This is a genomic window from Paludibacter propionicigenes WB4, from assembly GCF_000183135.1.
Classification (GTDB): domain Bacteria; phylum Bacteroidota; class Bacteroidia; order Bacteroidales; family Paludibacteraceae; genus Paludibacter; species Paludibacter propionicigenes.
The window spans coordinates 3,231,606-3,245,897 of record NC_014734.1 but is presented as its reverse complement, the minus strand read 5'-3'; the positions used below and the strand labels follow the sequence as shown (position 1 = coordinate 3,245,897).

The following is a 14,292-nucleotide window of genomic DNA, read 5'->3' as shown; positions in this document are numbered from 1 at the left end:
ATGAGCAACACCGAACCCACCATACACGTTGGCATTCTTACCAGCGCGACTATAGAATTTGTGCTGAACGGAGAGTTTATTACTCCCGGCGGAAAAACCTACACGGGGAAACAAAAAGCCAGCTACAAGAAAGCTAAAATTGCTTTCAGTGGCGAATTGGTTAACGAAATTATACTGGAGCCAGCCAATGAAAACTGCTCATTTGATTTGATTAATGTGGTTATCGGCATCAATTTTCATTGGGAGCGAAAGGAAAATCAACGATTCAAAGGCGCGTTAAAGTTGATTGTCGACAATGAAAAATTGACAGCAATTAATCATATCGGGGTTGAAAATTACCTCACCAGCGTAATCTCCAGCGAAATGAGCGCCACCGCCTCCGACGAACTTTTGAAAGCGCATGCGGTGATTTCGCGCAGCTGGTTGTTGAATCCCATAGTTGAGACGCATGAGGTAAAGACGCACGGCCGTGCGTCTCAACCCCTAATAGATATAGGTCACGAACCACATAACACAAAAAACGATGCTGTCGATGTAAAGACGCACGGCCGTGCGTCTCTACCAAAAAACAAATATATCAAATGGTACGAACGCGACGCACACACCCGTTTCGATGTATGCGCCGACGATCATTGTCAGCGCTATCAGGGCATTACGCGCGCCTCTACTGCTGCCGTCGAAAAGGCTATCGAAGCCACCCGGGGCGAGGTATTGATGTACGAAGGTCAAATTTGCGATGCGCGTTTTTCCAAATCCTGTGGTGGTATTTCCGAAGCTTTTGAAAACTGCTGGGCACCGGTGCGTCATCCGTATCTGACACCTGTGGTTGACAACGGCGATGCGCCGACAGGCTTCAATCTGGATCTGACCGACAACCTGAATGCCGAACACTGGATTCGTAACTCGCCGGCAGCTTACTGCAACACGTCCGACAAGAAAATACTGGCACAGGTTCTCAACAATTATGATCAGGAAACTACCGACTTCTATCGCTGGAAAGTAGAATACTCGCAAGCCGAACTTTCGGAAATGCTTTTCCGTCGTTCGGGTATTGACTTTGGGCAAATAGTCGATTTAATTCCGGTGAAGCGGGGTGAGTCGGGACGCATTATCGAGCTACAAATAGTAGGAACAAAGGAAACCATCGTTGTTGGCAAGGAGCTGGAAATCCGCAAATGGCTCTCCAATTCGCATCTTTACAGTTCGGCTTTTGTGGTGGACACATCGGATGTGGTCGGCGATATACCGCAACGCTTCACCCTCACCGGTGCCGGCTGGGGACACGGTGTGGGTCTCTGCCAGATAGGTGCCGCCGTAATGGGCGAAAACGGCTTTCAGTACGATGATATTTTGTTGCATTATTTCAGAGGAGCGGAGTTGAAGAGGATATACTCTTAATGACCCCTAACCCCTAAAGGGGGAGAGAAAAATGTTACTATCGATTATTTATTATGAATCAACAAGAAAATATAGAAAACAATACACAAGACGAAACTAACTCAGTTCCCCTTCAGGGATAAGGGTTAAATTCTCCTTTAGAAATTATGGATCATAACATGTTTTATGGTGCTTTGCCTATTCATTTTGAATTAGCAAAGCAGCTACGCAATCATCAAACAGAAGCAGAAACATTCCTATGGAATCATTTGAGTTCCATTGAAGGTGTTCGTTTCAAAAGACAGCATCCAATTCTTTATTTTATTGCAGATTTTTATTGTCATAAAGCAAAACTGATTGTTGAAGTAGATGGTGGATATCACACCATTTCTGAACAATATTTATACGACAAGAACAGAGACAATGAACTTACCGAATTAGGTTTAAAAGTAATTCGATTCACAAATGAACAAGTGTTGTTTGAAATTGAAAAAACTTTGAAAGAAATCGAACACGAAGTAAAAAAAAGAATATCCCTACCTTTTAATGGGGAATAAAAATATTAGAACCACTCATTATGAATCAACAAGATAGTATAGAAAACAAAGGTAATTCCAATTCCCCTTCAGGGGCTAGGGGTCGCTCCCCCTGGTCATGGATACCAACGCTTTATTTTGCGGAGGGAATCCCCTATGTTGTAGCCATGACTGTGGCAGTTATCATGTATAAACGACTGGGCATTTCAAATACAGACATAGCCCTTTACACCAGTTGGTTGTACCTACCCTGGGTTATCAAGCCCTTTTGGAGTCCGTTTGTTGACATTATCAAAACCAAACGTTGGTGGATAGTCAGCATGCAATTGCTTATCGGAGCCGGATTGGCGGGAGTGGCTTTTCTTATTCCCATGCCGTTTTTCTTTCAGGCTACGCTAGCGGTATTGTGGCTGATAGCCTTTAGTTCCGCCACTCACGACATTGCCGCCGATGGCTTCTACATGCTGGCATTGGACAGTTCCGAACAATCCTTTTTCGTAGGCATTCGCAGTACGTTCTACCGACTGGCTATGATTACCGGACAAGGGTTATTGATTATTGTGGCCGGAGGCCTAGAAACATTCACCGGATTGGAACCCATGCAGTTTACAGTTCAGTCCTCAAACACCAAACAAAATGAGATAACTCTGTCACCTCAGCATCACGCAATACAGAAGTCAGACAAGATGACCTTCGTTGCTTTTCCTGCAAATTTGACGCTTAACACCAACAACATTACAGCAGATTCGCTATCAAAAATCAAGAATTTTGCTTTAGAACAAAACAGGGCAAACGGCTTTATAGCCCCTGAAAAAACTGCAGCAGAGCAAAAAAACAATCACCCATCGTGGTGGACGCAAAACGTATCAACACCATTGGGACATTTTATCAAAACACATTTTGGAGAAAAAAGAATAGATGCAGCCGGAACTGACGGAAAAGTTGGCAATGCGGGACTGATAGCTGTACAACTGACTCAAAAACCTGAATCAGGCAAAACAGTGGTTCTAAACTCCAGTCTGGCCAAAGGAGATAAAAACATATCAATAATTTCGGGCGAACGTATTGTTTTTACAGAAGCAAACTGGAACAAACCTGCATATATGGTTGTAGGGTTGGACTATAAGCTAAAGGATGAGGTAACTGGTAATTTTAAAGGAATTTCAGGAAACATAAAACTGGCATGGAGCATCACCTTCTTTATCCTCGCCGGATTATTTATTCTTCTTTTCATTTATCATCGGTTTATTCTGCCCCGCCCTACATCCGATCATTCGCTGGTGGCTAATTCACCGAAAGATGTTTTCAGAGAATTCGGTCGCACTTTCGCTACGTTCTTCAAGAAACCGGGCGTTGGTCTGGCTTTGGTATTTATGCTTCTTTACCGCCTTGGCGAGGCCATGCTCGTAAAAATGGCATCGCCTTTCCTGCTCGACGCACGAGAAGTAGGTGGACTAGGACTTACTACCGGACAGGTTGGTCTCGTATACGGAACAGTTGGCGTCATAGCACTAACGCTGGGTGGAATCATAGGAGGATTTGCAGCTTCGCGCAAGGGATTGAAATACTGGATATGGCCTATGGCTTTAAGCATCACCCTACCTCATTTGGCATTTCTTTACCTATCGTGGTTTACTCCGGAAAGTCTAGTCCTGATCAACATATCGGTTGCTCTGGAGCAATTTGGTTACGGATTTGGGTTCACGGCCTATATGTTGTACATGATTTATTTTGCCGACGGCGAACATAAAACAGCCCATTACGCCATTTGCACCGGGTTTATGGCCATGGGCATGATGCTCCCGGGCATGATAGCCGGCTGGCTGCAAGATATGCTTGGCTATAATCATTTCTTTATTTGGGTAATGATATGTGCGATACCGACGCTGGCTATTATTCCATTTTTGAAGATAGATAAAGAGTTTGGGAAGAAGAAAACCCCTAACCCCTAAAGGGGAATTTTGGAGAACGCAAATTTCGCAAATCAACGCGAATTTTTATTTACCTTTGTATCCTAAAATTACAAAATAACTTTTACTTGTTGACTTGTTCTTGTAACTTGTAACTCGTAACTCGTAACTACAAAATGAAAATACTAGTTCTTGGTGCCGGAAAAATGGGCACATTCCTTACCGATGTTTTGTGCATCAATCACGAAGTGGCACTTTTTGATACAGACCCGAAGCGTTTGCGTTTTGTGTTCAACACCCTGCGCATGACCGAATACGAAGAAATCTGGGCGTTTGAGCCGGAGTTGGTTATCAACTGCGTTACGCTGAAATACACCATCGATGCTTTTGAAAAAGTATTACCCTATCTGCCTAAGAACTGTATTATTTCGGATATTGCCTCTGTAAAAACAGGCATTCAGGCTTATTACGAAGGAACCGGAATGCGCTATGTATCCACTCACCCCATGTTCGGTCCTACCTTTGCCACGCTCGATAACCTGAGCACGCAAAGTGCCATCATTATTTCCGAATCCGACCACATGGGAAAGGCTTTTTTCAAAGATTTGTACGGATCGCTGAAGCTCCGGATTTTTGAATACAGCTTTGACGAGCACGATGAGACCATCGCTTACTCGCTATCTATTCCGTTTGCTTCTACGCTGGTTTTTGCATCGGTAATGGTGCCTCAGGAAGCTCCCGGAACTACTTTTAAGCGCCACATGGATATAGCCAAAGGGTTGTTGAGCGAAGATGATTACCTGCTAACCGAAATTCTGTTTAACCCTTACACACACAATCAGGTGGAAAAAATACGTGCCGAATTGAAAACATTATTGGAAATAATTGACGATAAAGATACAGAGCGTATGCAGGATTTCCTGAAAATGGTGAGGAAGAATATTGAATAAGAAAAAAAGAACCCCCAAACCCCTAAAGGGGCTTAAAACTAAGTACCTTAAGGTATAAAGGTTCTCTTGTTACAAAAAATCAACACTATCTTAGCTCCCCTTTAGGGGCTGGGGTTATTTATATAATTAAATTATGGAAACAAAAGAACAAGTATTAGAAGCAATGAAAAAAGCCGGAACTCCTTTAAATGCCGGTAAAATAGTAGAACTTACAGGGCTTGACCGCAAAGAAGTAGATAAAGCCATGAAAGCTTTAAAAACTGAAGGCGCTATCGTTTCTCCAAAAATGTGCTACTGGCAACCTAAGTAATCATCAAAAATTATAAAAGGAAGAGCGTCGTTTTGCAAGATTTGCGAAACGACGCTCTTCCTTTTTTTCTACCTATCTATCGACACAATTGACCTATCTGTCGAAAACAATAGTTTGATAAAACATGGTAATATAATTTTGCCACCGAATCAACACATTACGACAGATGAAAATACAAATTTTCCTTATCAGTTTCATGGTAATGATTTTTACCAACCTGGCAGCGCAAGAAAAACCGGCGAAATGGGACTTGACAAATTGCATTGATTATGCTCTAAAAAACAACATTCAAGTTCAGAAAAGTAAAATCTCACTGGAGCAAAGTGCGGTGTCAACTAAACAAGCTAAAGCTCAACTTTTCCCAAATCTATCCGCGTCGGTGAATCAGAATTTCTCAAACAGTCCGTTTCTGGTAGGTGAAGGAACGGCCAATTCGTACACCGGATCTTACGGAATAAATAGCTCATTGTTATTATTTGATGGAGGAAAAACAGAGAAAAACATTCGTGTGCAAAAATTACTCGAAGAAGTGAGCAAATACAATGTTCTCTATTCGCAAAAAAACATTCAGTTTTCGATTTTGCAATCATATCTGCAAATACTGTATGCTGCTGAGTCCGTAAACATTGATAGTGCAACCGTTGAAGTTTCCAAATATCAATTTGAGCGAGGAAAAAATCTATTAAAAGCTGGAAGTATTTCCAAAGTAGATTTGGCAAAACTGGAATCGCAATTCAGCTCAGACAAATACCTTTTGGTAACAGCAAAAAATGCACTCGAGACTCAGAAATTAAACTTGAAACAATTGCTGGAGTTGACGGTAAAAGATGAACTCAACATTACCATTCCTTCGCTCAATGACATTGACATCTTGAAACCACTACCCAGCTTACAAAGCATTTACGAAAATTCGTTGAGCATAATGCCGCAACTCAAAAGCTCCAAACTTAATATTCAGGTGGCAGAGTTAGAAACCGAAAAAGCTAAAGCCGGTTATCTGCCAAAAGTAAGCTTAAATGCAAGTGTGGGAACAGGCAATAACAATCTGTCGTCGTACAATTTCAGCAAGCAATTACAAGACCGTTTTAACGAGGGTATCGGCCTTACGGTAAGTATTCCCATATTTACAAACCGAAGCACTAAATCAGCCATTGAAACGAGTAAGCTAAACGAAAAAACATCCCAGTTGAACCTGCTAGATGCTGAGAAAAGTCTACTCACTTCTGTAGAATCCTCTTATCAGGATGCAATATCAGCCCAAAGCCAGTATGTTTCTGCCACAGAGAAAGTAAAAGCGTTGCAGACCAGCTACGACTTGATAGAGCAGCAATTTAACCTTGGGTTAAAAAGTACACTGGATTTATTGACAGAAAAAAACAATTTACTGGCAGCCAAACAAAGTCTGATTCAAGCTAAATATTTAAGTATAATGAACGTGCAAATGCTAAATTTATATCAGGATTTACCTTTGGAAATTAAATAAAACACAGAATATGAAAACGAAAAAAATCATCATTATCTCAGTGGCAAGCATAATAGTGCTGGCAATTGGATTAAGCTTTTTCAAAAAAAAGACGCCCAAAGATGCTTACAGAGTAGAAACAACAAAATTGTCGCTTAATAAAATTACGACAACTGTAACTGCCACCGGCACCATCGATCCTATTACCGAAATTGCAGTAGGTACGCAAGTTTCAGGCATTATTTCCAAAATTTATGTAGATTATAACTCTCCTGTAAAAAAAGGACAAATATTGGCCGAACTCGACAAAACCAACTTGCAGGCGGATTATAATTCTCAGCAGTTGAATCTGAATTCCAGCAAAACTCAATACGAATTTCAGCAAACGAATTTCAAACGTTCCAAGGAATTGCACGACAAAAATATGATTAGCGACATTGATTATGAAACAGCCAAATACAATTATGAATTGGCTGAATCGACTTATAAGCTGAATCAGTCTAACTTGCGGAAATCTCAAACAAACCTGAATTATGCCACTATCCATTCACCTATTGATGGCGTTATTTTGTCGCGTGCAGTAGAAGAAGGACAAACTGTAGCAGCATCATTCAGTACTCCAACGCTGTTTACTATTGCCAAAGACTTAACAAAAATGCAGGTAGTGGCAAATGTAGATGAAGCCGACATAGGCAATATCAAAAACGGCCAACGTGTTTCTTTCTTGGTCGATGCATATCCAAATGATCAATTTGAAGGTGAAGTAACACAAGTTCGCTTAAAATCAACTGTTACATCAAATGTTGTAACTTATCAGGTTATTGTAAATGCACCAAACGAAAATCTGAAACTTAAACCGGGGTTAACGGCTAACATTACCATTTACACGGTTGAAAAGAACAATGTTCAGACTTTACCCAATAAGGTATTTAGTTTTAAACCTGATGCAGAAACATTAAAGAAAAATGAATTGACAGTTTCAGAAAATAAGGGATTGGCATTAAAACTAAAAGAGAACGAACGAATGATTTGGGTACAGGATGGCAAAACCGTACGAAACAAAATCGTAGTAATAGGTGATGCTGATGCAACTAATACCGAAATTGTATCAGGTCTGACCGATAGCGAGATGGTGGTTCTAGAACAAAAATCACTTGCCGATGAAATATTAAACGGTTCAGCCGAAAAGAGTCCATTTATGCCAAGCATGAGAGGAAAAAACGGACAAGGCGGAGGTAAAAAATAAATATCATGAGCAAATCCATAATACGATTAGAAAACATCAAGCGTAACTTTCAGGTTGGCGACGAAACTGTACATGCTTTGCGTGGAGTTTCGTTCACCATCTACGAAGGAGAGTTTGTGAGCATCATGGGCACCAGCGGTTCAGGAAAATCGACTATGCTAAACCTGCTTGGATGTTTGGATACACCTACGGCTGGAGAATATTATCTGGACGATGTAGCTGTTAGCAGCATGAATAAAAACGAAAGGTCGACTATGCGTAACCGAAAAATAGGTTTTGTATTCCAATCATATAATCTGTTGGCTAAAACTACTGCCGTGGAAAATGTGGAATTACCGCTGCAATACAACCCTGAATACACAAGCAAAGAACGTCGTGATAAGGCAATAAAGGCTCTTGATGCAGTTGGATTGAGCGACCGCTTACATCACAAATCCAACCAAATGTCAGGAGGACAAATGCAACGTGTAGCCATTGCCCGGGCTTTGGTAAACGACCCTGTATTAATATTAGCCGATGAAGCTACCGGGAATCTGGACACCCGAACAGCATTCGAAATTATGGTATTATTTCAGGAGTTGCACAAAAAAGGACGAACCATCATTTTCGTAACTCACAACCCGGAGCTGGCAGCATTTACAAGTCGTAATATCGTGCTGCGCGATGGAAAAGTGATTAAAGATAGTGCGAACGAACATATTGAATCAGCAAAGAAAATGCTGGATAGTCTGCCAAAACAAGACGATTAGTTTAATTCTCAAACTCTATATAATTTATAAAAACATAAAACGAGAGCAAATCAACCCTCTATAAATTATATAGGATTGAGATGATATCAAAACATCTCTATATAATTTATATGGACATGAAATGAGGTAAAATCAACTCTGTATAATTTATAGAGACCTGCGATGAGATAAAAACAAGCTTCTATAAATTAATCTAACATTCCAGATTAATAATTCCACTATAAATTGAGAGTACAAATAAAATACAAGAAACCATGAATATAGGAAACCTGATAAAAATATCGCTTCGGGCACTCAGCAACAACAAAATGAGAGCCTTCCTTACCATGCTGGGGATTATTATTGGTGTGGCTTCAGTCATAACTATGCTAGCCATTGGTCAAGGTTCAAAGATGAGCATACAGGCTCAAATTTCTGAAATGGGATCGAACATGATAATGATTCAGCCCGGAGCAGGAATGATGGGCGGCGTACGCCAGAGCAGTAGCGATATGCAGTCGCTTAAGTTGGAAGATTACAACTCTCTGCGCGATAAAACCACTTATGTAGCTGCCTGTTCACCTTCGGTTAGCAGCAATGGACAGTTTATTTATGGCGGTAATAATTATCCTGCCTCAATTTCGGGAGTTACACCCGAATATTTGGAAATTAGAAAATTAAGCGTTGATCAGGGTAATGTGTTTTCACGCCAACAAGTGGCAGCAGCAGCTAAGGTTTGCCTTGTGGGAAAAACAATAACCAAAAACCTCTTCCCTAACGGAGAGAATCCTATAGGTAAAGTTATCAGATTTAACAAAATGCCATTCACTATTATTGGAACTATAAAAGAAAAAGGTTATAATTCCATGGGAATGGATCAGGACAACATTGTGCTGGCACCCTATACTACTGTTCAAAAACGGATATTAGCTATAACCTACATTCAAAGTATGTATACTTCAGCACTTTCTGAAAGCGTTACCGATAAAGCTATTGATGAGATTGAAACTATTTTACGGGCAAATCATAAGCTCAAAGCAACTGACGAGGATGACTTTAATGTTCGATCTCAAAAAGAACTTAGTTCTATGCTCACATCAACAACCGATATTTTGACTATTCTGTTAGCCTGTATAGCCGGCATTTCGCTGTTAGTAGGAGGAATCGGAATTATGAATATTATGTACGTTTCGGTTACTGAACGAACTCGTGAAATAGGCCTGCGTATGGCGATTGGTGCTAAAGGAAGAGATATTCTTGCTCAATTCATGATTGAAGCCATCATTATCAGTTTTACCGGTGGAATTATAGGTATATTAATCGGTATGGGTGTATCCTTTCTGGTTAAACTAGCCATTTCATGGCCTATTTCGATACAGCCTTATTCTGTAATTCTGTCCTTTGTGGTTTGTACCATAATTGGGGTTTTCTTTGGATGGTATCCCGCTAAGAAAGCATCTATGATGGATCCGATTGAGGCGTTACGGTATGAATAATGGGAGAATATTAAACTTGAGAATCAGCACTTGTAAGAAGTAACTATTTTCTATCTTTGTAAATCAAAAATTCAGTATGACAAAACAAGCACCAAAGAAAATTATAGTTCAATTCCTCATACATTTCACTGCATGGGGAATGGTTTTCGGTTTGCCATTTCTGATTTTTTGGAAATCTAATGATTCGGATATTCTACAAAAACTATTGTATAATTTCGTTGTCATTTTATCCTTGGTTTCGGTTTTCTATGTTAACTACTTTGTGTTGATTGAGTATTTCCTTTTCCGTCAAAAAGTGGGCAAATATATCTTCTATAATTTTCTATTGATACTCTTTATTGTTACAATAGTGCATTTTTGGAAAGAACCATATCCTGCGATTAGCCCAAGATTTAAAGAACCTCCACCAACTTTATTACCCCGAGAAGTATTGTCAATCATTGTAGATTCATTTAGCATGGTACTTACCATAGGATTAAGTATTGCCGTAAAAATGACAGGGAAGTGGTATAAGACAGAAGCTGAGCGACAGGAAGAAAAGAAAGAACGTACCGAAGCTGAACTGAAAAATCTAAGACAACAACTCAATCCGCATTTTTTGTTCAATACATTGAACAATATCTATGCACTTATTGCCATTAGTCCCGACAAAGCACAAAAGTCGACACTCGAACTCAGCAAGTTGCTCAGGTATGTGCTCTACGAAAATAATGGTAACTTCGTGTCACTGGAGCATGAGCTGAATTTCATTCATAATTATGTTGAATTGATGCGAATTCGTCTCAACTCCGATGTAGACATGAAAATAAATATCGATGTAACGGAAAAGAACAAAACAGTTGCGCCACTCCTATTTATAACGCTTATTGAAAATGCGTTTAAACATGGTATAAGCTCATCGCAACCATCGTTTATAGACATCAATATTCATCAAAGTACAGATAAACAGTTGAGCTGTGTTATAAAAAACAGCTATTTCCCAAAAGATGATTCCGATCAAAGCGGATCAGGTATTGGATTAGAAAATTTACGTCGCAGATTGGAAATTCTTTATCCACACAAACATATTTTACAGACCAAAGAAGAAAATAATATTTTTGTTGCCGAACTTATCATTCCACTTAATCCAACCAATGCATTATGACACTAAGCTGCTTTATTATCGATGATGAACCGTTGGCACTCGGGTTGCTTGAGAATTATGTAAGTAAAACACCTTTCTTGAAACTTACAGGCAAATTTTCTTCAGCTATATCTGCCAGTTCAGCTGTAAGCGATACCCCGCCGGATGTTATCTTTCTCGATATTCAAATGGCCGAACTCAACGGGATGGAATTTGCCCGGCTGGTTCCTGAAAAATCAAAAATCATTTTCACCACCGCATTCCAACAATATGCAATAGAAGGATACAAAGTGAATGCTCTCGACTATCTTTTAAAACCATTCAGTTACTCCGATTTTCTGCTCGCAGCAAACAAAGCACTACAATGGCAGCAAACTTTGGAAAAAGCACTAAATCAGCCTGACTGCATATATGTAAAATCAGATTATAAACTGATTCAAATCCAACTAAGTAAAATTTTATATATAGAGGGATTGAAAGATTATCTCAAGATTTATATAGAGGATCAGGCACTACCCATTGTGTCTCACATTACCATGAAAACAATGGAAGAGATGCTCCCCGGTCAACTGTTTATGAGAGTTCATCGATCCTTTATAGTTCACAAGGAAAAAATAAAAATTGTGGAAAACAACCGAATTATTTTTGGAAAAGTTTACATTCCGGTCTCCGACTCCTATAAAGAATCGTTTCAGAGTTTTCTGGAAAAACGAATGCTGGTGTAAGTATTTACCTAAGAAGTTAATGCACAGAAAGAGGTTTATCTTTTTCGCCCATAAAAAAAGCAATCAATACCACGTCTTCGTTTCCATTGTTTACGCCATTGTGAAGCGTATTGATAACTTCCGAAAATGAAGAATTTACGGGAAACTGCAAGGTTTTCTTATTCTCAACTTCTACAGTTAACGTTCCCTGAAGTACATAGGCGAAAACAGGGAAAAAATGTTTGTGCCAGCCTGTTGATTTACCCGGTGGCAAAGTTACTTTCACAATGGATACTTCGTCCTTGGCAAAAGAGGGGTAAACTATTTTTTGTCCAATAGAGGTGGTATCGGTCTTCAAAATAGTTTCCAGAACAACTCCTTTGTTATATTGCGCTGTGGCAATCAGACCAATGCAACTAAAGACAATGATAAAGCTAATTCTTTTCATAAACAGATGGTTGTATTATTCCAGATCAATATGCTCGGCTACTATCTTCTCATTCAGAAAAACAGAAGCAGAGGAAGAAAATTTCTCGACCGATTCTGTTGAGAAATATCGAATAGAAGCATTTTTTGTGCAGCGGCTTTCCATTTCCGTATGTCGTTGCAGATAATCAGCTAAACTTTTAGCAACAATCTCTCCTTGTGACACCACGCTAATTTCTTTGGGCAACAAAGATTTAATTTTGTCTTCCAATAATGGATAATGTGTGCACCCGAGCATGATTGTGTCAATTTTTGGATCGGCAGCAAGCAAATGCTCGACATTTTTCCGAACAAAATAATCAGCACCTTCAGACTTATGTTCATTGTTTTCGATCAGCGGAACCCACATTGGACAAGCTTCGGAAGTAACTACAATATCATCGTGTAATTTGTGAATTTCCAGTGGATATGAATTAGACTGAACCGTTCCGGAAGTTGCCAGCAGTCCGATATGTTTGCTTCTGGTCATTGCGCCTACAGCCTCCACCGTTGGGCGAATAACTCCCAACACCCTACGATTAGCATCCAACAAAGGTAAGTCACGTTGCTGTATTGAACGCAAAGCCTTTGCCGAAGCTGTATTGCAGGCCAAAACCACCAACTGGCAGCCCATTTCGAACAACTTGGTTACACATTCCAGTGTGAATTTATACACCACATCAAAAGAACGTGTACCGTAAGGAGTTCGGGCATTATCACCCAAATAGATATAATCGTATTCAGGCAGTTCGGTTCGGATTTTCTCCAAAATAGTCAACCCACCATATCCCGAATCAAAAATACCGATCGGTCCCGGAGCTTCAGGTAATTTCTGCTTTTCTTTCATTGCTTTATATCGTATTCTGCTTTTTGGTCGTTAGTTTGTATTGATTTTTTGCACTTAGTTCGGGGTTCTTATCCATCAAAATTTTTCTTCCCTGATTAAGAGGTTGAATCCAACCATCGTCACCAATCCGCATAACGTTAACCATTTCGGGAAAATCAACCCTTGTCAGATTTTGAATAATAGAAATGGCTCTTTTCTTTTCGTCGTATCGCGGCGGTTGATATTTCTTTTGATGGGTGGGAATAATCTGAGCTTTCAAAAATTCACCTTTCCTGTTGGTATAAATATGAAAAAGCGGCGCTATTCCACACTGTCCGGCCACGCTGACTCTGCTATAAGTGCAGAAGTTACCCATACTGTAAGTAATAAATCTTCTTTTGTACAATTCCACCGAACGCGTTACATGCGGCCCGTGACCGAGCAGTACATCAGCACCTGCATCAATCATTTTATGGGCAAATTCATACACATTACCTCTGTCTTCACCAATATAAAATTCTCTTTTTCGGGTCACATTTTGCCCTTCGACACCTTCGACGCCAGCATGGAATGAAACTATTACCACATCCGAAATTGAATCCAGGTAATGTACAAGTTTCACAGCACGTTTCATATCTTTGATATTCACCGTTCCGGCATTAGGCGCAAAAGCACAAAATCCATATCGAACACCACCCCGCGTAAAAGTATCAACCGGACACTCCAGCAGACCTGCAAACCGGATGCCCTGACTGCGCAAACTACGGCGTGTAGATCTTCGCCCAATATAACCAAAGTCATTCAAATGATTATTTGCCAGACTCATCACATTGAAACCGGCATTTTTCAAGCTCTTTGAATACGAAGTCGGCATAGCAAAAAAATAGCATCTACCTTCGGTGTTACATTCTTTTACCTGCGACAAATCATCCGTTAGCGTTCCTTCCAGGTTTCCGAATACAACATCGCCGCTTTTCAAAAACTGACTCAAAGGTTTGAAAAGATACTGACTGTTAAATTTAGGCAAGAAAGTACTATCAGGATACGACGTACCCATCATAATGTCACCTACAGCCACAATCTTCACCGTATCCTTCATCTGAGCTGTTACATTCATCCACACAAAGAAACTGTATGCAATTATCAACCGTTCTCTCAT

13 protein-coding genes and 1 pseudogene are annotated in these 14,292 nt (G+C 40.0%); 11 read left to right on the top strand and 3 right to left on the bottom strand.

Annotation, left to right across the window (positions count from 1 at the left end):
* From PALPR_RS13470 to PALPR_RS13420, 11 genes and pseudogenes are all read left to right on the top strand, one after another.
* Complete coding sequence (locus PALPR_RS13470) at positions 1–1,398, top strand: SpoIID/LytB domain-containing protein (protein ID WP_013446202.1); 1,398 nt, start codon at positions 1–3, stop codon at positions 1,396–1,398.
* Between the two features lie 146 nt (positions 1,399–1,544).
* Positions 1,545–1,934 (top strand): endonuclease domain-containing protein, encoded by a 390-nt coding sequence (locus tag PALPR_RS13465; protein ID WP_041620425.1) that lies wholly within the window; start codon positions 1,545–1,547, stop codon positions 1,932–1,934.
* A 20-nt stretch (positions 1,935–1,954) separates the two neighbouring features.
* Positions 1,955–2,527, top strand: a pseudogene (locus tag PALPR_RS16125) (MFS transporter); the annotation flags it as partial.
* 1,472 nt (positions 2,528–3,999) lie between these two features.
* Entirely contained in the window at positions 4,000–4,773 is a 774-nt protein-coding gene (locus PALPR_RS13455) for a prephenate dehydrogenase (RefSeq protein ID WP_013446199.1), read from the top strand.
* A 133-nt stretch (positions 4,774–4,906) separates the two neighbouring features.
* Entirely contained in the window at positions 4,907–5,083 is a 177-nt protein-coding gene (locus PALPR_RS13450; RefSeq protein WP_013446198.1) for a transcriptional regulator, read from the top strand.
* A gap of 166 nt (positions 5,084–5,249) precedes the next feature.
* Complete coding sequence (locus PALPR_RS13445) at positions 5,250–6,566, top strand: TolC family protein (RefSeq protein WP_041620424.1); 1,317 nt, start codon at positions 5,250–5,252, stop codon at positions 6,564–6,566.
* A gap of 10 nt (positions 6,567–6,576) precedes the next feature.
* Complete coding sequence (locus PALPR_RS13440; RefSeq protein WP_013446196.1) at positions 6,577–7,791, top strand: efflux RND transporter periplasmic adaptor subunit; 1,215 nt, start codon at positions 6,577–6,579, stop codon at positions 7,789–7,791.
* 5 nt (positions 7,792–7,796) lie between these two features.
* Complete coding sequence (locus tag PALPR_RS13435; protein ID WP_013446195.1) at positions 7,797–8,540, top strand: ABC transporter ATP-binding protein; 744 nt, start codon at positions 7,797–7,799, stop codon at positions 8,538–8,540.
* Between the two features lie 254 nt (positions 8,541–8,794).
* Entirely contained in the window at positions 8,795–10,015 is a 1,221-nt protein-coding gene (locus PALPR_RS13430; RefSeq protein WP_013446194.1) for an ABC transporter permease, read from the top strand.
* A 76-nt stretch (positions 10,016–10,091) separates the two neighbouring features.
* Positions 10,092–11,159, top strand: coding sequence for a sensor histidine kinase (locus PALPR_RS13425; protein ID WP_013446193.1), 1,068 nt, complete (start codon positions 10,092–10,094; stop codon positions 11,157–11,159).
* Positions 11,156–11,863: a LytR/AlgR family response regulator transcription factor gene (locus PALPR_RS13420; RefSeq protein WP_013446192.1), complete on the top strand. Its 708-nt coding sequence runs from the start codon at positions 11,156–11,158 to the stop codon at positions 11,861–11,863. The genes PALPR_RS13425 and PALPR_RS13420 overlap by 4 nt, the downstream gene beginning before the upstream one ends.
* Positions 11,864–11,879: 16 nt before the next feature.
* Here PALPR_RS13420 and PALPR_RS13415 read toward each other — a convergent pair whose 3' ends face one another.
* Genes PALPR_RS13415 through PALPR_RS13405 form a run of 3 tightly spaced genes read right to left on the bottom strand, consistent with a single transcriptional unit; the run spans position 11,880 to position 14,292 of the window.
* Entirely contained in the window at positions 11,880–12,290 is a 411-nt protein-coding gene (locus tag PALPR_RS13415; RefSeq protein ID WP_013446191.1) for a cupin domain-containing protein, read from the bottom strand.
* A 15-nt stretch (positions 12,291–12,305) separates the two neighbouring features.
* On the bottom strand, positions 12,306–13,154 hold the full coding sequence (gene murI / locus PALPR_RS13410) for a glutamate racemase (protein ID WP_013446190.1): 849 nt from the start codon (positions 13,152–13,154) through the stop codon (positions 12,306–12,308).
* A gap of 4 nt (positions 13,155–13,158) precedes the next feature.
* A complete protein-coding gene (locus PALPR_RS13405; RefSeq protein WP_013446189.1) occupies positions 13,159–14,292 on the bottom strand; it encodes a CapA family protein in 1,134 nt (377 codons plus the stop codon).